Below are 22,946 nucleotides of genomic sequence, written 5' to 3'. Positions count from 1 at the left end.
CCGCTTGCAGGAAAAAAAGGAATGGCACGGCGATTTTTTTTCGTTTGCCGCCCGCCGGCCCTTGCCGATTTCATGGTGCGCACCCTGAATCCTTCGCGGAGTAGCGCGCCATGTCAGCGACCCACGTCAGCCAATCCCTTGCCATCGTCCACCCGATCAGCCTCAGCCACGGTCGCAACGCCGAGGTCTGGGACACCGCCGGCAAGCGCTACATCGACTTCGTCGGCGGCATCGGCGTGCTCAACCTCGGCCACTGCCACCCGCGCATCGTCGAAGCGGTACGCGAGCAGGCCGGGCGGCTGACCCACTCGGCGTTCAACGCCATTCCCCATGATGGCTACGGCCAGTTGCTGGAGGCGCTGGCGCGCTTCGTACCGGTGTCCTATCACCTCTCCGGGATGCTCACCAACAGCGGCGCCGAGGCCACCGAGAACGCCCTGAAGGTGGTCCGCGCCGCCACCGGGCGCAGCGCGGTGATCGCCTTCGACGGCGGCTTCCACGGCCGTACCCTGGCTGCGCTCAACCTCAACGGCAAGGTTGCCCCCTACAAGCAGAAGGTCGGCGCGCTACCCGGCCCGGTCTACCACCTGCCGTACCCCAGCGTCGATAACGGCGTCAGCGTGGAGACCGCGCGCGCCGCCATGGAACGCCTGTTCAGCGTGGAGATCGACGTCGCCGAAGTCGGCTGCGTGATCCTCGAGGCGGTGCAGGGCGAGGGCGGCTTCCAGGCCCTCGACGCGGGGTTTGCCCAGTACCTGCGGCGCTTCTGCGACGAGCACGGCATCGTCCTGATCGTCGACGAGATCCAATCCGGCTTCGGCCGCACCGGCCAGCGCTTCGCCTTCTCGCGCTTAGGGATAGAGCCGGACCTGCTGCTGCTCGGCAAGAGCATCGCCGGCGGCCTGCCGCTCGGCGCGCTGGTCGGTCGCGCGCAGTTGCTCGACGCGCTGCCCAAGGGCGGCCTCGGCGGCACCTACTCGGGCAACCCGCTGGCCTGCGCGGCGGCGCTGGCCACCCTGGAGCTGATGAGCGACGCCAACCTGGCGACCTGGGGCGAGCGCCAGGAGCAGTGCATCCTGCGCCACTTCCGCGCCTGGCAGGACAGCGAGCTGGCTCCGACACTGGCGCGCCTGACTGGCGTCGGCGCCATGCGCGGCATCGAGCTGCGCAGCGCCGACGGCGGCCCAGGCAGCGAGCGCCTCGCCCGCCTGCTGGCCAACGCCCGCGAGGCCGGTCTGCTGCTGATGCCCAGCGGCAAGTACCGCCACATTGTCCGCCTGCTGGCGCCGCTGACCGCCGAGGAGGCAATCCTCGAGGAAGGCATGGAGATCTTCCGCCGCACCCTGCAGGCGAGCCTCTAAGCCCGCACCTTGCCTATCGGCCACCGCGGCGCCGATCCGCGCGCGGCGCGACGGTCTGGGCGAATGGCTACGGATTCCAGTGCGGAATGAATTCAAGAAAATTGGTCGTTTGAGCGGAGGATCAGTCCTCAACAGAATGATCTCGTCGGGTGCGCCATGCGCACCGCAAGTCCAGCGGCTGCCTTGGCCGTTGCCGTCTCCAGCCAAGCGCCATACGCGTCAGGGGAGTACCGGCGATGCGCTAGGCGCGCAGCAGATCCTCAGGAGTGCAGTGCGATGAACCAGAATGCCTTTGTCAGCCCGGACGCGATCCGCGCGCGTTTCTCCCTGGCCATGTCCGCCATGTACCAGAGCGAGGTGCCGCTGTACGGCGAGCTGCTCGATCTGGTCGGTCGGGTCAACCGCGAGGTACTGGCCGCCGATCCCGACGTGGCCGAAACGCTTCGCGCGAACGGTGAGCTGCAACGCCTGGCCGAGGAGCGCCACGGCGCCATCCGCCTGGGCAGCGCCGACGAGCTGGCGACCATGGCGCGGCTGTTCGCGGTGATGGGCATGCAGCCGGTGGCCTACTACGACCTGGCCTGCGCCGGCGTGCCGGTGCACGCCACCGCGTTTCGCGCAATCGACGAGGCTTCTCTCGCGCACAGCCCGTTCCGCGTGTTCACCTCGCTGCTGCGCCTTGAGCTGATCGACGACCCGGCGCTGCGCGCGCAGGCGGCGCAGATCCTCGCCGGCCGGCAGATCTTCACCCGCCAGGCGCTGCTGCTGATCGAGCAGTGCGAGCGCGCCGGCGGGCTGAGCGAGGAGCAGGCCGGCCTGTTCATCCGCGAGGCGTTGCAGACCTTCCGCTGGCAGCGCCAGGCGCGGGTCAGCGCCGCGGTCTATCAGCAGCTGCATGAGCAGCACCGGCTGATCGCCGACGTGGTGGCCTTCCCCAATCCGCACATCAACCACCTGACTCCCTGCACCCTGGATATCGACGCGGTGCAGGCGGCGATGCCGGCGCGCGGCATGGCGGCCAAGGAGCTGGTGGAAGGCCCGCCGGCGCGGCGCTGCCCGATCCTGCTGCGGCAGACCAGCTTCAAGGCGCTCGACGAGGCGGTGCAATTCGCCTGCGGCACGCCGGGCTCGCACAGCGCGCGCTTCGGCGAGATCGAACAGCGCGGCGCCGCGCTGACCGCCCGCGGCCGCGCGCTCTACGACCGCCTGCTCGCCGCCACCCGCGAGCGCTGCCAGGACGTACCGGCGGCGGACTACCAAGAGGCCTACGCCGAGGCACTGGCCGCCTGCTTCGCCGACTTCCCGGACGACTACGACCAGCTGCGCCGCGAGGATCTGGTGTTCGGCCGCTACCGGGTCACCGGGGAGGGCCACGCCGCGCAGCGTGAAGGCCGCCTGGCCGGGGACCGCGAGGCGCTGCTCAAGGCTGGCCAACTGCACTGGGAGCCGCAGCGCTACGAGGACTTCCTGCCGGTCAGCGCGGCGGGCATCTTCCAGTCCAACCTGGGCGGCAACACCCGCGCCGCCTACGACCAGAGCGCCAACCGCGCCGAGTTCGAGCGTGCCCTCGGCCGCCCGGTACTCGACGAGCTGGTGCTCTATGCGCAGGTGCAGAATGTCTCGCTGGAGGCCTGTGCGCGGGAGTTGGGTTTGCCGCTGGTATAAGCATCATCGCTCGCCATTCGCTGCGTCGTGGCATGACGTCGCCTCTAGCCTGGCCGCGCCGGTAGCGCAATCACCGGCCCGCTCGCGCCTTCCTCATCGCCGTGTTCCCCGCTCCCCGGTCGCTCCGTGCGCCGGGGATTTTTTCGTTCCGGGAGTGCCAAAGTTCAGTAGTTTTCGGAATGAAAAGCGTCGTTCTTTTCGTTTGAGCGGCGTGCGCGGAGTTGCTTTCATCGGAGCAACCAAAGCCATCGCGCCGGTCATCAGCGCCGGACGCGAGACAAGAACAACAAAGGTGTAGCCATGCAAGCATCCGCCCCCGCCCTGGAAATCCGCGACCTGCACAAGCGCTACGGCGATCTGGAGGTGCTCAAGGGCGTCTCGCTGACCGCCTGCGACGGCGACGTGATTTCCATCCTCGGCTCCTCCGGCTCCGGCAAGTCCACCTTCCTGCGCTGCATCAACCTCTTGGAAAACCCCTGCAAGGGCGAGATCCACGTCGCCGGCGAGCAGCTCAAGCTGAAGACCGCCCGCGAAGGGCATCTGGTCGCCGCCGATCCCAAGCAGATCAATCGCCTGCGCAGCGAGCTGGGCTTCGTGTTCCAGAACTTCAACCTGTGGCCGCACATGAGCATCCTCGACAACGTGATCGAGGCGCCGCGCCGCGTGCTCGGCCTGTCGAAGGCCGAGGCCGTCGAGCGCGCCGAGGCGCTGCTCGCCAAGGTCGGCATCGCCGCCAAGCGCCACTGCTACCCGAGCCAGCTGTCCGGCGGCCAGCAGCAGCGCGCCGCCATCGCCCGCACCCTGTGCATGGAACCCAAGGTCATCCTGTTCGACGAGCCGACCTCGGCCCTCGATCCGGAGATGGTCCAGGAAGTGCTCAACGTGATCCGCGCGCTGGCCGAGGAGGGCCGCACCATGCTGCTGGTCACCCACGAGATGAAGTTCGCCCGCCAGGTTTCCAGCGAGGTGGTGTTCCTCCACCAGGGGCGCGTCGAGGAGCAGGGCACCCCGCAGCAGGTTTTCGACAACCCGCAGTCCGCGCGTTGCCAGCAGTTCATGTCCAGCAATCACTGATCGGAGCGCTACCCATGAATAACTACAAGAAAGTGCTGCTCGTCGCCGCCGGCGTTCTCGGCCTGCTCGGCCAGGCGGTCGCCGCCGACAAGCTCAAGGTCGGTACCGAAGGCGCCTATCCGCCCTTCAACCTGGTCGACGCCCGCGGCAACGTCGGCGGCTTCGACGTGGAGATCGCCGAGGCGCTGTGCGCGAAGATGCAGGCCGAGTGCGAAGTGGTCACCTCCGACTGGGACGGCATCATTCCGGCGCTGAATGCGCGCAAATTCGACTTCATCGCCGCTTCCATGTCGATCACCGACGAGCGCAAGCAGGCGGTGGCCTTCACCGATCCGTACTACACCAACAAGCTGCAGTTCATCGCGCCCAAGTCGGCGGCCTTCAAGACCGACGAGAGCAGCCTGAAGGGCAAGGTGATCGGTGCGCAGCGCGCCACTATCGCCGGCACCTGGCTGGAGGACCACCTCGGCGACGTGGTCGAGGTGAAGCTCTACGACACCCAGGAAAACGCCTATCTCGATCTGGCCGCCGGCCGCGTCGACGGTGTGCTGGCCGATAAGCTGGTCAACTGGGAATGGCTGAAGAGCGAGCCGGGCAAGGACTTCGAGTTCAAGGGCGAGCCGGTGTACGACAACGACCGCATCGGCATCGCCCTGCGCAAGGACGATGCCGAGCTGCGCGGCAAGCTCAACGAGGCCCTCAAGGCCATCGTCGCCGACGGCACCTACCAGCGCATCAACGACAAGTACTTCCCGTTCAGCATCTACTGACGGACGGCGCCCGGCTGCGGCCGGGCGCACCTGCGGGCGAGAGGGACTCCTATGATTTTCGATTTGCACGGTTTCGGGCCCGCCCTGCTGGCGGGCACCTGGATCACCATCAAGCTGGCGCTGTGCTCGCTGGCCGTAGGCCTGGTGCTGGGCCTGGCCGGCGCGCTGGCCAAGACCTCCAAATACGGCGCGCTGCAGTGGCTCGGCTCGGGCTACTCGACCCTGGTGCGCGGCGTGCCCGAGCTGCTCTGGGTGCTGCTGATCTACTTCGGCAGCGTCAACCTGATGCGCGCGCTGGCCGACGCCCTCGGCATGCAGAGCCTGGAACTCAGCCCGTTCGCCGCCGGTGTGCTGGCGCTCGGTCTGTGCTTCGGCGCCTACGCCACCGAGGTATTTCGCGGCGCCATCCTGGCGATTCCCAGGGGCCAGTGCGAGGCCGGCCAGGCGCTCGGCCTGCGCCCCTTCGCCATCCTCTGGCGGCTGATCCTGCCGCAGATGTGGCGCATTGCCCTGCCGGGACTCGGCAACCTGTTCATGATCCTGATGAAGGACACTGCGCTGATCTCGGTGATCGGTCTGGAGGAGATCATGCGCCACTCGCAGATCGCGGTGACCGCCAGCAAGCAGCCGTTCACCTTCTACCTGATCGCCGCCTGCATCTACCTGAGCCTGACCATCGTCGCCATGAGCAGCCTGGCGCTGCTGGAGAAGCGCGCCGCGCGTGGTTTCCGGAGGGCCTACGCATGAACTGGGAACTGATGATCAAGTGGACGCCGCGCCTGCTCGAAGGCGCCTGGCTGACCCTGGAACTGGTGGGCATCGCCGTGCTGGCCGGTCTGCTGCTGGCCATCCCGCTGGGGCTGGCGCGCAGCTCGCGGCACGCCTGGGTGCGCGCGCTGCCCTACGGCTACATCTTCTTCTTCCGCGGCACGCCGCTGCTGGTACAGCTGTTCCTGGTCTACTACGGCATGGCGCAGTTCGAGGCGATTCGTCAGAGCGCGCTGTGGCCGGTACTGCGCGATCCCTACTGGTGCGCGGTGATCACCATGACCCTGCACACCGCAGCCTATATCGCCGAGATCCTGCGCGGCGCCATCCAGGCCATCCCGCCGGGCGAGATCGAGGCGGCACGCGCGTTGGGCATGTCGCGCTGGCAGACCCTACTGCACATCGTCATGCCACGCGCCGCGCGCATCGCCCTGCCGGCCTACAGCAACGAGGTGATCCTGATGCTCAAGGCCAGCGCGCTGGCCAGCACCATCACCCTGCTGGAACTGACCGGCATGTCGCGCACCATCATTGCCCGCACCTACCAGCCGGTGGAGATCTTCCTGATGGCCGGGGTGTTCTACCTGGTCGCGTCCTACCTGCTGGTGCGCCTGTTCCGCCTGCTGGAGCAGCGCCTGCGGGTGGAGCTGTGCCAGGGGCGCTGAGTTGAGTGTGTGGTGCTTGGCATCGTCAGCCTCGAGCCGGCGCGATGCCCTTGCCCGGTCGCCGCGAGGCGGCCGGGTTTTTCTGCCTGGCAGGGGCCGGCGCGCAGGGCGGTCCGCCCACGCGGCGGTCGTCCTGTGGGGGCGAATTTATTCGCCAAGATGCCTCGCAAAGGCGAATAAATTCGCCCCTACAGTGGATTGCCATGACCGCGACCCCGGCGACCGCAAGCCGGCCGGGCCGTTTGTTAAGATGCTTTCCTTCCCATTTCCGATGATGTATCGATGGCCGAACTCACCAATATCCACCTCGACGATATCGATCGTCAGCTGATCGCCGCCCTGCAGGTCGACGCGCGCGAGAGCGCCGCGATGCTCGCCCGCCGGCTCGGCATCGCACGCACCACGGTGATCTCGCGCATCGCCCGCCTGGAGAAGAGCAAGGTCATCACCGGCTACGGCGTGCGGCTCGGCCAGCGCGTGCTGGAGGGCGGGCTGCAGGCCTACGTCGGCATCACCCTGCAGCCGCGCTCGGGCAAGGAAGTGCTGCGCCGGCTGAGCAACATGCCCGAGGTGCAGCAGCTGTGCACGGTGAGCGGCGAGTTCGACTTCGTCGCCTGGCTGCGCGCCGACACCCCCGAGCAGCTCGACCAGCTGCTCGACGACATCTGCGCCGTGGAGGGGGTGGAGAAGACCACCACCTCGATCATCCTGTCCTGCAAGATCGACCGCGGCGGGCGCCTGTAGCTCCGCCGTTCGCTGTTCGCGCCGTATTCAGCCCTTCGCCAGCTGCCAGAGCCGGGCGATGTCGGCCGCGCGCTGGTGCAGCAGGTAGGGGGCGTCGGCAATGGCGTTGGCCAGGCTGACCGGCCCCGGCACCACGCTGAAGGCGACGTCGATGCCATGGGCGTAGAGCCTCTGGTAGCCCTCGCCGAGCATGCCGGCCAAGGCCACCACCGGCACGCCGTGGCGCTTGGCGATGGCCGCCACGCCCAGCGGTGTCTTGCCGTGCAGGGTCTGGATGTCGAGCCGCCCCTCGCCGGTAATCACCAGATCGGCGCCCGCTATCGCCTCCTCCAGACCGCCGAGTTCGGCGACCAGTTCGATGCCGGGCCGGAAGGTCGCGCCAAGGATGCTGCGCGCCGCGAAGCCGATGCCGCCGGCCGCGCCACAGCCGGGCAGGTCGCGGTCGTCGCGGCCCAGGGTTTGCGCGCAGACGTCGGCGAAGCGGGCGAGGGCGGCGTCGAGCTGGAGCACCTGCGCGGCGCTGGCGCCCTTCTGCGGGCCGAACACATGGGAGGCGCCGCGCGACCCGCACAGCGGATTGTCGACGTCGCAGGCCACTTCGAAGTCGACCGCCTGCAGGCGCGGATCTAGGCCGGAAAGATCGATGCGCGCCAGTTGCGCCAGCGCCGCGCCGCCGGGCGCCAAGGGGCGGCCCTGGGCATCCTCGAAGCGCGCACCCAAGGCGCGCAGCATGCCGCAGCCGGCGTCGTTGGTGGCGCTGCCGCCAAAGCCGAGGATGATGCGCGTGGCGCCGGCATCCAGCGCGGCGCGGATCAGCTCGCCGGTGCCATGGGTACAGGCGACCAGCACATCGCGGTAGATCTCCGGCACCAGATGCAGGCCGCTGGCGGCGGCCATCTCGATTACCGCGCTGTGGCTTTCCTCGATCCAGCCCCAGCCGGCCGCCACCGGCTCGCCGAGTGGGTCGCGCACGATGGTCTCGCGATACTCGCCACCGGTCGCGGCGATCAGCGCGGTCAGCGTGCCTTCGCCGCCGTCGGCCATCGGCCGGCACAGCAGCTCGGCCTCTGGCCACACCTCGCGCAGTCCGCCGGCGATGGCCGCGGCCACCTGGGTGGCGGACAGGCTTTCCTTGAACGAATCGGGAGCGATGACGACTTTCATGGCGGGCCTCTCTCGAACGACGGATGCGCACGGGCGTTGTCTCATTCTGACTGCCTGGCGCCGCGCGCGCATCGCCGAAACGACCAAAGCGGCCGTTGCCCTGCGCACGCAGACGCAGCAGTTGTGCGATCCATGCCGCGGTGCGGTGATCATCCCAGAGTAGCCCGACAGCCCTTGGGGGCCGGCTGCTGCTCGGGGCCGCGCACTTCAGGCGGTCATTGCGCCGGTTTCGCCGCCGCTTGCCGGGAGGGCTTGAGGCGGGTTACGCCCAGCAGCACCAGCCCCAGGCCGATCAGCTGATAGAAGGATATCGGCTCGTGCAGCACGGCCCAGGAGGCGGCGATGGTCAGCACCGGGCCCAGGTTGCCGATGGCGGCGGTGTGCGCGGCGCCCAGACGCTGAATGGCCAGCGCCATCCAGTAGATCGGCAGGGCCGTGGAGAACATCGCCATGAGCGCGGCGTACAGCCAGATCGAGCCGGGCAGGCTGGTCAGTTGCGCCGCATTGCCGGTCGCCCCGTAGTGCGCCAGCACCAGCAGCGAGGAGGCCCCGCCGGCGAGCCCGGCCAGACGCATGGAGCCCAGACGCTTCACCATGACGCCCGTGCCGCAGTAGTAGAGGGCGTAGGTAACTGCGCTGGCGAACACCCAGGCCGCGCCCTGGACGACCTGCGCGCCGCCACCCTCGATGCCGAGGTCGGACACGAAGGCGATGCCCAGGCCGAGATAGCACACCCCCATGGCCAGCAACGTGCGCCGGCTCGGCCGCTCCCGCGAGGCTATTGCCTGGAACAGCAGGACCAGGGTCGGATAGCAGAACAGGATCAGCCGCTCCAGCCCGGCGCTGATGTACGCCAGGCCGTAGAAGTCGAACAGGCTGGAGAGGTAATAGCCGAACATGCCGAGCAGCAGGATGCGCAGCAGGTCCGCGCCGCCGAGAGGCGCATCCCCCTCGCCGCGACTCAGCCACAGCAGCCAGACGAACAGGGGCAGGGCGAGCCCCATGCGCAGCGCCAGCAGGGTGACGGCATCGACCGGGCCGGCCGCGTAGGCGAGCTTGACGAAGATGGCTTTGAGACTGAAACCGGCCGCGGCGAGCACCGCGTAGAAGCGACCGTCGCTCAGGCAGCGCTGATAGAGAAGGGGAAGGGCGTTCATGGGAGTCCGGTCGAGTGCGTGGAGTCCTTATTCTGAAGAGAACACCTGTGCGCTAGAATCGCATTTTCTCGAATGGAGCCTTCTCCAAAGGAGAAAGCCATGCACTTCGATATCACCGACCTCCGCCTGCTTGCCGCCATTGCGGCCACCGGCAGCCTGAGCAAGGCGGCCGCCAGCTTTCCGGTGGCGGTTTCCGCGGCCAGCACCCGGCTGCGGCTGTTCGAGCAGCGCTGCGGCCTGAGCCTGTTCACCCGCAAGGCCGACGGCATGACCCTCACGCCAGCGGGCCGGCTGGTGCTGGAAAGAGCCCGCGGTGTGCTCAATGCGGCGGAGCAGCTCAAGCAGACGCTGCGCGAGCTGGCCGGGGAGGACCGCATCGTCCTGCGGCTGTCCGCCACGACGGTGGCGAACAGCACCTTCCTGCCGTCCGCGCTTGGCCCCTTCCTGGCCGACTACCCGGAGATAGACCTGCAACTGGTGGAGCAGAAGAGCAGCGAGGTCCTGCAGGCCGTGCAGTCGGGCGAGTGCGACATCGGCGTGTACGACGGCAATCTGCCGACCGGCGGCCTGATCTCGCTGCCCTTTCGCAACGACAAGCTGGTCCTCCTGGTGCCCCGGCGCCACCCGCTGGCCGGGCGCCCGCTGACCCACCTGCGCGACGCCCTCGGTCACCCTTTCGTCTGCCTGCCCGTGGAAAGGGCGATGCAGCGCTTCATCGAGGACATGGCCATGAAGTACGTCATGCCGCTGAAGATCAGGGTGCGCGCTCCAAGTTTCGATGCGATCGCTCAGCTGGTGGCACAGCGTGTCGGCATTGCAATGCTTCCCGAGGCGGCCGCGTGGCGTTTCGTCCAGGAGCTGCCGGTCGACATCGTGGTTCTCGAGGATGCCTGGGCGACCCGCGAGCTGCGCCTCTGCATCCAGGGGTGGGAGACGCTGTCGCCGCACGCCCGCCAGTTGGTCACCTTTCTGTCCAGCCACTGAATGGACCGCCTGGCTCCCATCCGCCCGGTGACCTGGCGTTCGGACGACCCCGGCAGGGCGAGGGGGCAAAGCAGTATCGGGGCCATGGGCGCCGAAGTTTGACCGAGCGGACAGGCCACTAACGAATCCGGGTATCCAGCCATGCCCCCTGCGTGCGGCCGTGGTCGGTGACGATGTCCAGCTGGCGGTCGCGCTCGTCCAGCATGCGGATGTACGCCTCGATGGCGGCGCGCACGCGAGGGCGCGCCTCATGGCATGGCCCGCTGAGCTGCATGCCGGCCAGCCAGCGCTGCGTGGCTTTGGCCGACTCCTTGCCGCTTTGCACGTGCTGGTACTCGTGCGCCCGCAGCGCCGTGAGGTAGCGCAGCCATTCGGCCACCACCGCCCGGGTGCGGGTGCCGGGCACCAGCCGGGGGAGGGTGACCACGGCGTCGACCTTCACGGCAGCATTGCGCAGGACACAGCCGGTCCGCGCCGGGACCAGCCGGTAGGTCGTCTGGTAGGTCACCTGCGTGTTGCCACCGAAGGCGCTCTGTCCATTGCGCACCGGGGTTCGCTCGGCGATGGAGCGGTGGATGTCGTCGATGGTCCGTCCGTACACCAGGTAGTACTGCTCGCGAACCGTCGAGGTGACCGGCTGCGCAGCCTGGGCCAGTGGAGCCAATGTCAGCAACAACAGGAGCCAATGCACCAGTCCTCCCCGCCGTCCCGTGCGATCCGTGCGGCGGCGCCGGTCTGTTTCCGGGTTCATCTGCAAGAGGATAGTGCGCCGGGCGCCGTCGGTAATGCTGGCACCGGCTTTCGGGCGACGTCCGGCCGAAGTCGGGATACACGGTCGTCGCAGTGCGCGAGGTCGTGGGGCGTTCGTTGCTTCATCCGCGAAAGCGGACGCCCAGCGGGCGCCGGCTTTCCCGGCAGGCGGCCTGCGCCGCTCAGCCCATGATGTTCACCCCGCCGTCCACGTACAGCGTTTCGCCGGACAGCCGCCGCGCGTAGGGGGTGGCCAGCCAGGCGCAGGTGAAGCCGACGTCCATGATGTCCACCAGTTCGCCCAGCGGCGCGCGCTGCGCCGCCTCGTTGAGCAGCAGGTCGAAGTCCTTGAGGCCGGAGGCGGCGCGGGTCTTCAGCGGTCCGGGGGAGATGGCGTGAACGCGGATGCCCTTGGGGCCGAGCTCGTAGGCCAGATAACGGCAGGAGGCCTCCAGCGCGGCCTTCACCGGGCCCATCAGGTTGTAGTTGGGCACCACCTTGTTGGCGCCGTAGTAGCTCATCGCGAACATCGTGCCGCCGTTGTGCATCAGCGGCACCGCCAAGCGCGCCATGCGCACGAAGGAGTGGCAGGAGATGTCCATGGCCAGGCCGAAGCCCTCTGCCGAGGAGTCGAGCAGGCCGCCCTGCAGGTCCTCCTTGGGCGCCCAGGCGATGGAGTGGACGAGGATGTCCAGTCGCCCCCATTGCCGTTCGATCTCGGCGAACACCGCTTCCAGCTGGCCGGGTTGGGTGACGTCCAGCGGCATGAAGATCGGTGCGTTCAGCTCGCGGGCCAGCGGCTCGACGTAGCTGCGCGCCTTGTCGTTGGCATAGGTGATGGCCACCTCGGCGCCCAGTTCGGCGAACGCCTTGGCGCAGCCGTAGGCGATCGAGTGCTCGTTGGCCACGCCGACCACCAGGGCTTTGGCGCCCTTGAGGGGCGGGCGGGGGATTTCCAGAGTCATGTCCTTATTCCTTTGGTTTTCAGGTGGGCGAAAGCGTCCGCCGGGTATGGCGGGCGATCATCAGTTCTTCGTCGGTGGGGATCACCCAGACCGAAACCGCGCTGCCGGGCGTGCTGATCCGCGGCCCGCCCGCGGCATTGGCGGCGGGGTCGAGTTCGACGCCCAGCCAGGCGGCGGCGCGGCAGACCCGCTCGCGGATCGGCAGCGCATGCTCGCCGATGCCGGCGGTGAATACCAGCGCGTCCAGCCCGCCGAGCGCCGCGGCCAGCGAGCCGATCTCGCGGCCGATGCGGTAGACGAACAATTCCACCGCCAGGACGGCGCGCGGCGAATCGCTGGCCAGCAGCTCGCGCATGTCGCTGGAGAGGCCCGACACGCCGAGCAGGCCGGATTCCTTGTAGAGCAGGCGCTCGATGGCGCGGGCGTCCATCTGCAGCTCGTCGAGCAGGTAGAGGATCACCCCCGGATCGAGGCTGCCGCAGCGGGTGCCCATCGGCAGGCCGTCCAGTGCGGTGAAGCCTGTGGTGCCGGCCACGCTGCGCCCGCCGTCCATGGCGCACAGGCTGGCGCCGTTGCCGAGGTGGGCGACCACCACCCGACCACGCGCCGCCACGGGGTCCAGCTGCGGCAGCACGCTGGCGATGTACTCGTAGGACAGGCCGTGGAAGCCGTAGCGGCGCACGCCGCGCGCGGTGATGGCGGTCGGCAGGGCGAACAGCTGGGCCAGCTCCGGCTGCCGGCGATGGAAGGCAGTGTCGAAGCACGCGACCTGCGGCAGTTGCGGCGCCCGCTCGGCGATGGCGCGGATCGCCGCCAGGTTGTGCGGCTGGTGCAGCGGCGCCAGCGGGCTGAAGCGGGCCAGGCGGTCGAGGGTGGCGGCGTCCACCCGCACCGGCGCGGAGAACTCTTCGCCGCCGTGCACCACCCGATGGCCCACGGCGACCAGCTCGAAGCGCTTGTGCAGGCTGCGCAGGAACTCGACCAGATGCAGGGCCGCGCCGCTCTGCTCGAGCGGCTCGTTCCAGCGCTGTTCGGCGAGCAGAGTGCCCTGCTCGTCGCGGGCGATGAAGTGCGGCGTGCCGCGGATGTCCTCTATCTGGCCGTGCAGGCGCAGTTCCGGATCGCCCGCACCGTCGGCGTACAGGGAGAACTTGAGGCTGGACGAGCCGGCGTTGAGGACGAGGATGACCTTCTCCATCGGCTCACCCCGCTGCCCCGGCGTTCTTATCGTACGCGGCCCGGACCACCAGGGTCGCCACGGCGCAGGAGGCCAGGCGGGTGGTCAGCGAGTCGGCGCGGCTGGTCAGGATGATCGGCACCCGCGCGCCCAGCACGATGCCGGCGGCATCGGCGCCGGCGAGGAAGGTCAGGCTCTTGGCCAGCATGTTGCCGGCCTCCAGGTCCGGCACCACCAGCACGTTGGCGCGGCCGGCCACCGGCGAGTCGATCTTCTTGATCCGCGCCGCCTCGGGGTCGATGGCGTTGTCCAGGGCCAGCGGGCCGTCGAGGATGGCGCCGGTGATCTGCCCGCGGTCGGCCATCTTGCACAGCGCGGCGGCCTCCACCGTGGAGGGCACCGCGGGGTTGATGGTTTCCATCGCCGAGAGGATCGCCACCCGCACGTCGCGGTCCTCCTCGCCGATCAGCAGGGCGTGGGCCAGGTCGATGGCGTTCTGCACGATATCGCGCTTCTCGGCCAGGTTCGGCGCGATGTTCACCGCGGCGTCGCTGATGATCAGCGCCTGGGGATGCTCCGGGACATCCATCACGAAGCAGTGGCTGACCCGCCGCGCGGTGCGCAGGCCGGTTTCCCGACGGACTACCGCGCCCATCAGCTCGTCGGTGTGCAGGCTGCCCTTCATCAACGCCTCGGCCTTGGCCTGGCGCACCAGCTCCACGGCGCGGGCGGCGGCGGTTTCGCTGTCCGCCGCTTCCTCGATCGGCAGGCCGCCGATGTCGATCCCGTGGCGGGCGGCCAGCGCTTCGAGGGTCTGCCGCGGGCCGACCAGGATCGGCGCGATCAGGCCATGGCGCGCGGCATCCACCACGCCCTGCAGGGAACTCTGGTCGCAGGGCCAGGCCACCGCCGTGGGAGTCGGCGGCAGGCTGGCGCACAGCTCGATCAGCCGCTGATATTTTTCATGCCTGGCGGTCATGGTGATGCTCCGTCTTCGCTGCGTTGCTCCACCCCTTGGCGCGGCGGCTGGCGGCGCGCTGGCGGGGCGCGGGCTTGCCACCCAGTACGCCACGCAGGCGCTCCAGCATGGCGAGCTGTTCGGCGCTCGGCCCGGTCTGCTGGACGCGCGGGTCCTGCAGCAGACGGCCGAACAGTCCCAGCAGCCGCTCGCGGTCGGCGGGATCGGCGAGCAACTCGGGCAGGGTGGCGATGGCCTGCTCGCGCTCGTAGTGGACGACGATGTCCTGTACGCCACGGACGCGCCGCCAGTCCTCGAGCGCCAGCTGGGGCAGCAGGTCGGCATAGTCGGTGGCGATTTCGTGGCGGGTGACCAGCAGCGACAGCGGCAGATCGTCGCCGCGTTCGAGCAGGGCCGCCACCCGCGCGAAGGCCTCGCTGTAGCCGCCTTCGCCGATGGCGGCGAGCGCTTCCTTGACCAGAGGCAGCTCGCGCGGCTCTGTCGATCCGGCTTGCTGCTGCGTTTGCGCGCGGTCGGCCAGGTACAGGGCGAGCCCGCTGCCGTAGATCTGGAAGAACAGCGCTTCGCCGCTGGCGTCGCGCAGCGCCCGGTAGTAGTCGAGGGCGGCGCTGATCGTCGCCGCGCCGAACCTTTCCAGGCGCCAGGGCAGGCTGTCGGTCTCCGGCTTGGCCCGCTGCGCCTTGATGGCGGCGGCGGTCGGCCCCAGCCACCACAGCCAGGGATTGCGGTCGGAGCATCCCCAGTGCTGTACGCGCAGCGGATGCAACTCGCGCAGCAGTTCGGCGGAGAAGTCGTTGCTCAGCGCGCGCACCCACGGCTGGACGAACATCTCGTAGGCGCGCTGGTTGAACTCGGACAGTGCAGCCACCGCCTCGAAGGGCTTTTCGTCGGCGCGCTGGAAGCGGTTGAGGCGCGCGACCACCTCTTCCAGGCGTTTTTCATGGAATTCCACCTCGTATTCGATGCCGTCGTCGCTGCGCCGCTCGATGATCTCCATGCCGTACAGGCCCGGCGGCAGCAGCTCGATGTGCTGCAGCACCGAGACGATCTGCGTGTGTTCGCGGCGCGCCACCTTGCCGGACACGAAGATGCCCAGGTGGCCGATGTCCTCGTGCAGCAGGCCGACGATCACCTGGCCGCGCGCCTTGATCTCGTCGGTGCTGGCGTAGACGTCGGCGACCCAGTTGAAGGCCTGTTGCGGCGGGGTGATGTTGTCGCCCAGCGAGGCGAACAGCACGATCGGCGCGCGGATCTCCCGCAGGTCGAAGGGCGCGCCGCCGGAGTCGCCGGTTTCGCCCGACCACAGGCGGTTGCCGACGAACAGGTTGCGGGTGATCCACTCGATCTCCTCGCGGTTCATCAGGAAGTAGCCGCCCCACCAGCGCTCGAACTCCAGGAAGCGCGGCGGCTCGCTGTCGACGTGCGAGTACAGGTGGTAGTACTTGTCCCAGAAGGTGTTGGCGGGATTGAGGTTCTCGAAGTTCTGCACCAGCCAGGCGCCGTCGAACACTCCGTTGCCCAGGTCGGCGGCGAACGAGGCCGGCCAGGTGCCGCCGAGCAGACCGCCGGAATAGCGCATCGGGTTGTCGCCTTCGCCTTCCTGCCAGGCGCCGCCCCAGTAGGACATGGGCGCGCCGTTGATCACCACCGGGCCGGCCACCTCGGGCGCCGTGGCGGTGACCATCATCGCCGCCCAGCCGCCCTGGCAGTTGCCCACCACCACCGGCTTGTGGCTGTCCGGGTGCAGCTCGCGCACCTGGCGCAGGAACTGCTGCTCGGCGGCGCACACGTCGAGCAGGGTCTGCCCCGGTTCGGGATGGGGGAAGAACACCACGAAGTACACCGGATGGCCGGCGCGCAGGGCGACGCCGACCTGCGAGTCGTCCTTGAATCCGCCGATGCCCGGGCCGTGCCCGGCGCGCGGATCGATGATCAGGTAGGGGCGGCGCTTGGGATCGACCTTGACCCCGGCCGGCGGCACGATGCGCAGCAGTGCGTAGTTGACCGGACGCTCGAAGCTGCGCCCGTCGAGCACCGTCTCGTAGTCGAAGTGCAACAGCGGCGGCTGGCCCTGCTGCACGTGCTCCAGGTAGTCGTTGCCGCGCTGGCGCAGGGTGTCCCAGAACAGGATGCTGCGCTCGGCGACGTCCATCCCGTAGCGAAACCACGCGGTGCACAACTCCCAGGGATTGCCTGTCCTTGCGGCCGGAGCGGCCAGCTCCGCCTGGAACGCCTCGTTCATCCGTGTCTTGAGATTCTCCTGGGCGATGGCCCTGCGCTTGCTGAAAACCTTGCCGGTCTTGGCGGCGATCTCCTGGCTGCGTCCGAGTCTCGTGGCGATGTCCCGATCCATATCCCTGCCCTGTGGTGTGGGTTCGAAAACTGAAGCCTAGACGCTCTCCCGGCATGGGCTAGGCCACTGGTCGGCAAGGTCCGATGCAGAGCGCTTGTGGCATCGGAGGGGAACGCAAAGGGAAGCCTTCCGCCCACGCGCAGGAAATCGCGGCGCAGTGGCGTGGTGGCATGTGTTTTTTGGCTTTTTCGGTGGTCCTATGGTTAGGCGTTGCAGTTTGTATTGGCTGTACGCTTCTTTAACCACAATCGGATGGGAGTCGACAGATCATGCCCTACAAAACGATTAGCGACCTTCCAGAGGCGCAGGTGAAGAAATATACCTCACACCAGAAAAAGGCCTTTCTAGAGGCGTTCAATAGCGCATACGACCAGTACGATCACGATGAGAGCAAGGCTTTCGCGGTAGCTCATCACGCTGCTCAGCAGGCGAGCAAGAAGGCTAAGTAGCCGTGATTATTCCCAGATCGGATTAGCCAAGGTTTCAGGTCGATAACCAAGGAATATTGGCGGCCAAGGCTCGTTTTCAATGGCGTTCAGCGCACAGGCTTGGGTCCGATCCCGAGAAGTGAATTTTTAACTTGGTTCGCTATGCGCTTGGCGAAGTTCAATGCTTTTTTGTTATATGGATTAAAGGGGACCTCTTCAAAACCAAAGAATTAAGGGGAAGTTCTGTAGCTTTTCAGGCGACCTCGTTCCCTCAGTTCGGTACGTCCTGATTATTCAGTGGTTAATTCTATTCAATATCGCTATTAGGTAATTCGGGTAGAAGAATTGCGCGGCATCGATTATTTCAAGGGAGGCCTTGTTTAGCCGCAGGAGTCGCCTGCTCCTGAAGTTCGCTATCCGTGAAAACCGATTTCCCACTGTGAAAAAACGGGCGGCCCCAGGGCCGCCCGTTCTGCTCTCAGCTTCCCCGCAACGCCTGTTCGCGAATCTGGTCGAGGCTTTGCCGCGGGGTCAGGGCCTGCGGGTCGACGCGGATTTCCAGCAGCGCCGCCTTGCCGGCTGCGCAGGCGCGAGTGAAGGCGCCGGGGAAGTCGGCGGTGTGCTCGACCACCTCGGCGTACAGGCCGTAGGCGCGCGCCAGGGCGGCGAAGTCCGGGTTGTGCAGCTCGGTGCCGCTGACCCGGCCGGGGTAGTGGCGCTCCTGGTGCATGCGGATGGTGCCGTACATGCCGTTGTTGACCACGATGAAGATTGCCCGCGCGTCGTGCTGCACGGCGGTGGCCAGCTCCTGGCCGTTCATCATGAAGCAGCCGTCGCCGGCGAAGCCGATCACCGTGCGCTCGGGCGCCGCCAGCGCGGCGGCCACCGCCGCCGGTACGCCGTAGCCCATCGAGCCGTTGGTGGGCGCCAGCTGGGTGCGGAAGGCGGGGTACTGGTAGAAGCGGTGCAGCCACACCGCGTAGTTGCCGGCGCCGTTGCAGAGGATGCTGTCCTCGGGCAGGTGCTCGCGCAGCCAGGCCATGACCTCGCCCATCTGCACCGGGCCGGGCGAAGGCGGGCAGTCGAGGTTGGCGCGGTAGTGCTGGTTGAGGCGGGCGATCCAGTCAGCGTGGCGCTGCGGCTCCACGGCGGGCAGCGCGGCGGCCTGGGCGGCGAAGGCGGCCGGGCTGCTGGCGATGGCCAGCGCCGGCTGGTAGACGCGGCCGAGCTCTTCCAGCCCGGCGTGCACATGGATCAGCGTCTGCCGCGGGGTGGGGATGTCGAGCAGGCTGTAGCCGCTGCTGCTCACCTCGCCGAGACGGCTGCCGACCACCAGCAGCAGGTCGGCCTGCTGCACCGCCTCGCGCAGCTCGACGCTGGCGGCCAGGCCCAGGTCGCCGGCGTACTGCAGGTGGCGGTTGTCGAACAGGTCCTGGCGGCGGAACGACAGGGCCACCGGCAGGCGCTGGCGCTCGGCGAAGGCGCGCATGTCGGCCACCGCCGGGGCGTTCCAGCCGCCGCCGCCGAGCACCAGCAGCGGGCGGCGGGCCTGTGCCAGCAACGTCTGCATGGCCTGCAGCTGGGCCGGCGCCGGATGGCTGTCGATGCGCCGGCTGGGCAGGGCGTCCGCGACCTCGACCACGTCGGTGAGCATATCCTCGGGTAGCACCACCACCACCGGGCCGGGTCGACCGCTGATGGCGCGCTGGAAGGCCTGGGCGAGCAGTTCCGGCAGGCGGCGGGCGTCGTCGATCTGCACCACCGCCTTGGCCAGCGGGGCGAACATCTGCCGGTAGTCGACCTCCTGGAAGGCCTCGCGGCCCAGCTGGTCGCGCGCCACCTGGCCGATGAACAGCAACATCGGCGTGGAGTCTTGGAAGGCGGTGTGCACGCCGACCGAGGCGTTGGTGGCGCCGGGGCCGCGGGTGACGAAGCAGATGCCCGGCTGGCCGGTCAGCTTGGCGTGCGCCTCGGCCATGTAGGCGGCGCCGCCCTCCTGGCGGCACACCACCAGGTCGATGCGCTCGCGGGCGTCGTGCAGGGCGTCGAGCACCGCCAGGTAGCTTTCGCCGGGCACGCAGAAGGCGCGCTGCACGCCGTTGAGCAGCAGGGCATCGACCAGGATCTGGCCGCCGGTGCGGGGTTTGATAACGGAATTCACAGGTCACTCCTTCACAAACGAAACGGGCGCCGGTGAGGCGCCCGCGAGTGGGTGGTTACTGCGCCGCCGTTTCCGGCTTGAGGAATTTCGGGTTGGAGTTGCCCCACACCGTGTAGAGGTCGGCGAGCAGGGCGCCGTTGAACTCCTCCAGTTCGGCCTGGGCGATTTCCGCCTCGCCCTGCTTGCCGAACAGCACCACCTCGGCGCCGGGGTGCACGTCGGGGATCTCGGTGACGTCGACCATCAGGGTGTTCATCGACACCTTGCCGACCACCGGCGCGCGATGGCCGTTGATCAGCACCGCGGCCTTGTTGGTGAACAGGCGGCGGTAGCCGTCCGAGTAGCCCACCGAGATGTTGGCCAGCCGCGAATCGCGGGTGAGGGTGTAGGTGCCGTCGTAGCCGACCTTGTTGCCGGCCGGGTACTCGTTGACCGAGGCGACCCGCGACTTGAAGTTCATCACCCGCCGGTACTCGGTGTGGCTGGGCACGGTGTCGCCGTACAGGGCGCCGCCCGGACGGACCATGTCCAGATGCGCCTCCGGCACCTCCAGGGTGGTGAAGGAGTTGGCGCAGTGCAGCAGCAGCTTGCTGCGGTCCAGCTTGGCGTGCTCGATCACCCAGGCGGACTCCTCCTTGAACGTCTCCAGCCCCTTGAGCACTTCGGCGCGGTCCTCGACCGGGAAGTGGGTCATGATCCCGGCGACCTGCAGGCCCGGCATATGGACGATGTCGACGGCGGCCAGCTTGCCTTCGGCGGTGTGCATCTCCAGGCCGTTGCGGCTCATGCCGGCGGAGTTGAGGCCCAGGTGGATGCGTACGGTCTTGTGCTCGGTCTGCGCCAATTGGGAGACCTTCTCGGCGAACTCCAGGTCGCCGACCAGCTCCTCCATGTCGTACTGCAGGGCGTTCTGCACTTCGCCCAGGGTGGCGGTGCGCACGCGCATCAGCCGGCCCGTGAAGCCGTTTTCGCGGGCGATGCGCGCTTCTTCGTTGCTGGCGACGCCGATGCAGGGAATGCCGCTGGCGATCACCGAGGGCATCAAGAGGTCCATGCCGTGGCCGTAGGCGTCGGCCTTCATCACCGCGCAGATCTGCGTCTTGGCGCCGACCTGCTTCTGCAGCGTGGCGATGTTGTGCTCGAAGGCGAGCTTGTCGATTTCGATCCAGGCGTTGGCGGACTGCGCCGTGGCACTGGCGGCATCGGCGGCGTCGCCGGCGTTGATCAGGGTGGGAGCGGCCTGGCCGTGGCCGGCCAGCAGGGCGAGGGTCACCGCGGCGGCGAGGGTGCTGCGCTTGAACATCCTTGAATCTCCTTGGCGTTGTTCTTGTAGGAGCGGCACGTGCTGGGAGGGAGCAGGGGACGCCGGGCGCCGCCTGCGGGTAAAGCGATGGAAGGGGACGAGGTCGCCTGCCCGCGAATGCGGGCAGGCGCTCAGGCGCGCAGCCCGATCAGGCCGCTTCGCGGGCCTCGGCGGCGGTTTCCTCGTAGGCCTTGCCGAAGCGGTTGGCGAGGAAGTCGTCGAGGGCCACCTGCTCCTGGCTGATGAAGCCGGATTGTGGCAGGCGCTTGGCGCGGAACAGGTCCAGCGCGGCGCAGATGCCGGCGGCGGTGGTGATCTGGATGGCGCTGGTCAGGCGGCCGCCGCGCACGTCGGCGAAGATCTTGCGGCTGAACACTTCCTGCACCAGCTTGCCGTCCTTGAGGCCATTGACGGTGACGAACACCAGCACCACGTCCTGCATGGTGCTCGGCACGGCGCCGCGCAGGATGTCCTTGAGCTTGTCCTGGTTGCCGGCCAGGCGCAGGTCCTCGAGGAGGAATTTCATCAGGTCGCGGTGGCCCGGGTAGCGCACGGTCTTGTAGTCCAGGGTCTCGACCTTGCCGCTCAGCGTGTCGCACAGGGTGCCCAGGCCGCCGGAGGTGTTGAAGGCCTCGTACTCGACGCCGTCGAGGGAGAAGTGCTCCAGGCCTTCCAGCGGCTGAACCAGTTGCAGGCGGCCGTTGCGGATCGCCTCGCACGGATGGCAGTACTCGTTGACCAGGCCGTCGACGCTCCAGGTCAGGTTGTACTTCAGCGAGTTGGTGGGGAATTCCGGCAGCGCGCCGACGCGCATCTTCACTTCGCGCACGCTGTCGAAGCGGGCGGCCAGCGAGTGGGCGGCGATGCCGATGAAACCGGGGGCCAGGCCGCACTGCGGCATGAACGCGGTCTTGCTGTCCTTGGCCAGCTCCATGATGGTCTTGGTGGCGTGCACGTCTTCGGTCAGGTCGAAGTAGTGGGTGCCGGTGTTCTTGGCCGCCTTGGCCACGCCGATGGCCATGTGGTACGGCAGGGCGTTGAGTACGGCGTCCTGGCCGGCCATGGCCTTCTCCAGGGCGGCGCTGTCGGCCGAGTCCAGCTCCAGGGTGGCGATACCCAGTTCGGCGATGGCGCTCAGGGAATTGCGATCGCGATCGGCCACTACCACCTTGTAGTCGCCGGTGTTGGTCAGCAGTTGAGCGATGGTGTAGCCGATGTGGCCGGCGCCAAGCAGGAGTACGTTCATTGTTGTTGTCTCCGGGTTACTGGTTTGGACGGGAGCCAGTCTAGGAGGGGCGTCTGTTCGTCGATAAGACATGAAGTGCAGCATTTCGATGAGTCGATGGGATGATTCGACGAACCGGACGAGCAATGTGACGTAACGACCCGGAGTGGACGATTTTCCCTGCGTCGAGGGGCGACTGCGCCGGGGCGGAGGCGGATTGCCTGCGGGCGCTCGAGATCGCCGGCGACCGGGACGGCGATCATGGGGCGGCGATATGGGATGGCGCCGAAGGGGAGCGAGCGCGGCGCTGCGCGCGTCGACTCCGGGCCCGTTGCGGACCCGCTAGACCAGTACCTGGCGGGTGGTGGCGATCAGTTCATGCACCAGCTGTTCGACGTGAGGCTCCGTCGGCACCTCGGGCCCGCGCCCGCGCGGGCAGGGCAGGCTCGCCGTGGTGCCGAACAGACGACAGATCAGCGGGCGCTGGTCGTACACCTCGCAGCCCTGCGGGCCAAGGTGCACGCAGTTCCACTCGGCCAGCGCCGCGTCATGCTCGGCGTCGCTTTTCACCGGCAGCCGCGACATTTCCTCGGACGAGGCGGTGACCGGCCCGCAGCAGTCGTGGCAGCCGGGCACGCAGGCGAAAGCCGGGATCTGCCGGCGCAGGTGGTCGATCTTTCGGCTGGTGCAGCTCATCGGACGGTCTCTCGGAAAGTCGCCGGCAGTTTACCCCGCCATGCGCCCAGGCGCGCCGGGCGTCGGATCGGAGGGCGCTATTCCAGGCTGCCGTAGGGCCGGGTGATGACTTCGAGCAGATGGCCGTCGGGGTCTTCGAAATACAGGCCGCGCCCCCCAAAGTGGCGGTTGATCTCGCCTGGATAATGCTGGGCGGGATCGGCCCAGTGCTGCAGGCTGCGGCCTTGCAGGCGGGCGCACACCTGATCGAACTCGTCGTCGTCGATCAGGAAGGCATAGTGTTGCCGGGTGATCTCGCCGCTCCGCTCGTAGAAATCGAGCGACACACCGTTGGCGAGCTGGACGACCAGCATCGGCCCGAAAGGGGCAGGGCCGGGCAGGCCGAGCATTTCGGTGAGGAAGGCCGACGACTTCTGCTTGTCGCGACACCAGACGATGGTGTGGTTCAGTTGCACGCTCATGTCGGGTCCTCCCCGTCGCATCCACCACTACCCTGGATTCTCGGCCAGTCGGTCCGGCCTGTGAAGTCGAGGCCGCGCATGGCCGGACCGGCGATA

At 68.1% G+C, this 22,946-nt stretch carries 21 protein-coding genes; 9 read left to right on the top strand and 12 right to left on the bottom strand.

What is annotated here, in order from left to right:
* The first annotated feature begins 110 nt into the window (after nt 1–110).
* From LMJ29_RS16005 to LMJ29_RS15975, 7 genes are all read left to right on the top strand, one after another.
* A complete protein-coding gene (locus tag LMJ29_RS16005; protein ID WP_229606523.1) occupies nt 111–1,361 on the top strand; it encodes a 2-aminoadipate transaminase in 1,251 nt (416 codons plus the stop codon).
* A gap of 276 nt (nt 1,362–1,637) precedes the next feature.
* Nucleotides 1,638–3,026, top strand: coding sequence for a 2-oxoadipate dioxygenase/decarboxylase HglS (gene hglS, locus LMJ29_RS16000; protein WP_229606522.1), 1,389 nt, complete (start codon nt 1,638–1,640; stop codon nt 3,024–3,026).
* Nucleotides 3,027–3,326: 300 nt separating this feature from the next.
* A complete protein-coding gene (locus LMJ29_RS15995) occupies nt 3,327–4,100 on the top strand; it encodes an ABC transporter ATP-binding protein (RefSeq protein ID WP_229606521.1) in 774 nt (257 codons plus the stop codon).
* 14 nt (nt 4,101–4,114) lie between these two features.
* Nucleotides 4,115–4,870, top strand: a complete 756-nt coding sequence (locus LMJ29_RS15990; RefSeq protein ID WP_229606520.1) for an ABC transporter substrate-binding protein — start codon at nt 4,115–4,117, stop codon at nt 4,868–4,870.
* 51 nt (nt 4,871–4,921) lie between these two features.
* Nucleotides 4,922–5,617, top strand: a complete 696-nt coding sequence (locus tag LMJ29_RS15985) for an ABC transporter permease (protein ID WP_229606519.1) — start codon at nt 4,922–4,924, stop codon at nt 5,615–5,617.
* Entirely contained in the window at nt 5,614–6,303 is a 690-nt protein-coding gene (locus LMJ29_RS15980) for an ABC transporter permease (RefSeq protein WP_229606518.1), read from the top strand. The genes LMJ29_RS15985 and LMJ29_RS15980 overlap by 4 nt, the downstream gene beginning before the upstream one ends.
* Nucleotides 6,304–6,585: 282 nt before the next feature.
* The gene (locus LMJ29_RS15975; protein ID WP_229606517.1) at nt 6,586–7,047 is read left to right on the top strand and encodes an Lrp/AsnC family transcriptional regulator; all 462 of its coding nucleotides are present in this window, start codon (nt 6,586–6,588) and stop codon (nt 7,045–7,047) included.
* Between the two features lie 27 nt (nt 7,048–7,074).
* On the opposite strand, the gene LMJ29_RS15970 is transcribed toward LMJ29_RS15975, so the two are convergent.
* Both LMJ29_RS15970 and LMJ29_RS15965 read right to left on the bottom strand, forming a co-directional pair.
* On the bottom strand, nt 7,075–8,211 hold the full coding sequence (locus LMJ29_RS15970) for a glycerate kinase (protein WP_229606516.1): 1,137 nt from the start codon (nt 8,209–8,211) through the stop codon (nt 7,075–7,077).
* A 215-nt stretch (nt 8,212–8,426) separates the two neighbouring features.
* Nucleotides 8,427–9,368: a DMT family transporter gene (locus tag LMJ29_RS15965; RefSeq protein WP_229606515.1), complete on the bottom strand. Its 942-nt coding sequence runs from the start codon at nt 9,366–9,368 to the stop codon at nt 8,427–8,429.
* 99 nt (nt 9,369–9,467) lie between these two features.
* Between LMJ29_RS15965 and LMJ29_RS15960 the strand changes: the two genes are divergently transcribed.
* On the top strand, nt 9,468–10,352 hold the full coding sequence (locus LMJ29_RS15960; RefSeq protein WP_229606514.1) for a LysR family transcriptional regulator: 885 nt from the start codon (nt 9,468–9,470) through the stop codon (nt 10,350–10,352).
* Nucleotides 10,353–10,470: 118 nt separating this feature from the next.
* Here LMJ29_RS15960 and LMJ29_RS15955 read toward each other — a convergent pair whose 3' ends face one another.
* The 5 genes from LMJ29_RS15955 to LMJ29_RS15935 form a co-directional block, all read right to left on the bottom strand.
* The gene (locus tag LMJ29_RS15955; RefSeq protein ID WP_229606513.1) at nt 10,471–11,028 is read right to left on the bottom strand and encodes a DUF922 domain-containing protein; all 558 of its coding nucleotides are present in this window, start codon (nt 11,026–11,028) and stop codon (nt 10,471–10,473) included.
* 256 nt (nt 11,029–11,284) lie between these two features.
* The gene (fabI, locus tag LMJ29_RS15950; protein WP_229606512.1) at nt 11,285–12,067 is read right to left on the bottom strand and encodes an enoyl-ACP reductase FabI; all 783 of its coding nucleotides are present in this window, start codon (nt 12,065–12,067) and stop codon (nt 11,285–11,287) included.
* A gap of 19 nt (nt 12,068–12,086) precedes the next feature.
* Nucleotides 12,087–13,265, bottom strand: a complete 1,179-nt coding sequence (locus tag LMJ29_RS15945; RefSeq protein ID WP_229606511.1) for an acetate/propionate family kinase — start codon at nt 13,263–13,265, stop codon at nt 12,087–12,089.
* Between the two features lie 4 nt (nt 13,266–13,269).
* On the bottom strand, nt 13,270–14,223 hold the full coding sequence (locus LMJ29_RS15940) for a phosphate acetyltransferase (protein ID WP_229606510.1): 954 nt from the start codon (nt 14,221–14,223) through the stop codon (nt 13,270–13,272).
* Nucleotides 14,207–16,576 (bottom strand): DUF3141 domain-containing protein, encoded by a 2,370-nt coding sequence (locus tag LMJ29_RS15935; protein ID WP_229606509.1) that lies wholly within the window; start codon nt 16,574–16,576, stop codon nt 14,207–14,209. The genes LMJ29_RS15940 and LMJ29_RS15935 overlap by 17 nt, the downstream gene beginning before the upstream one ends.
* Nucleotides 16,577–16,845: 269 nt before the next feature.
* On the opposite strand from LMJ29_RS15935, the gene LMJ29_RS15930 reads away from it, so the two are divergent.
* Nucleotides 16,846–17,025, top strand: a complete 180-nt coding sequence (locus LMJ29_RS15930; RefSeq protein WP_229606508.1) for a hypothetical protein — start codon at nt 16,846–16,848, stop codon at nt 17,023–17,025.
* A 457-nt stretch (nt 17,026–17,482) separates the two neighbouring features.
* On the opposite strand, the gene LMJ29_RS15925 is transcribed toward LMJ29_RS15930, so the two are convergent.
* The 5 genes from LMJ29_RS15925 to LMJ29_RS15905 form a co-directional block, all read right to left on the bottom strand.
* A complete protein-coding gene (locus LMJ29_RS15925) occupies nt 17,483–19,165 on the bottom strand; it encodes a thiamine pyrophosphate-binding protein (protein ID WP_229606507.1) in 1,683 nt (560 codons plus the stop codon).
* A 55-nt stretch (nt 19,166–19,220) separates the two neighbouring features.
* Entirely contained in the window at nt 19,221–20,468 is a 1,248-nt protein-coding gene (gene alr, locus LMJ29_RS15920; RefSeq protein ID WP_229606506.1) for an alanine racemase, read from the bottom strand.
* A 148-nt stretch (nt 20,469–20,616) separates the two neighbouring features.
* Nucleotides 20,617–21,714, bottom strand: coding sequence for a saccharopine dehydrogenase family protein (locus LMJ29_RS15915; RefSeq protein WP_229606505.1), 1,098 nt, complete (start codon nt 21,712–21,714; stop codon nt 20,617–20,619).
* Between the two features lie 321 nt (nt 21,715–22,035).
* The gene (locus LMJ29_RS15910) at nt 22,036–22,389 is read right to left on the bottom strand and encodes a YkgJ family cysteine cluster protein (protein WP_229606504.1); all 354 of its coding nucleotides are present in this window, start codon (nt 22,387–22,389) and stop codon (nt 22,036–22,038) included.
* Between the two features lie 77 nt (nt 22,390–22,466).
* Nucleotides 22,467–22,850 (bottom strand): VOC family protein, encoded by a 384-nt coding sequence (locus LMJ29_RS15905; RefSeq protein WP_229606503.1) that lies wholly within the window; start codon nt 22,848–22,850, stop codon nt 22,467–22,469.
* Nucleotides 22,851–22,946: the final 96 nt, after the last annotated feature.

Origin of the sequence: Pseudomonas oryzagri (genome assembly GCF_020831405.1) — a bacterium.
GTDB lineage: Bacteria > Pseudomonadota > Gammaproteobacteria > Pseudomonadales > Pseudomonadaceae > Geopseudomonas > Geopseudomonas oryzagri.
Note: the sequence above shows the minus strand (reverse complement) of the source record. Positions and strands in the feature narration are given on the sequence as shown.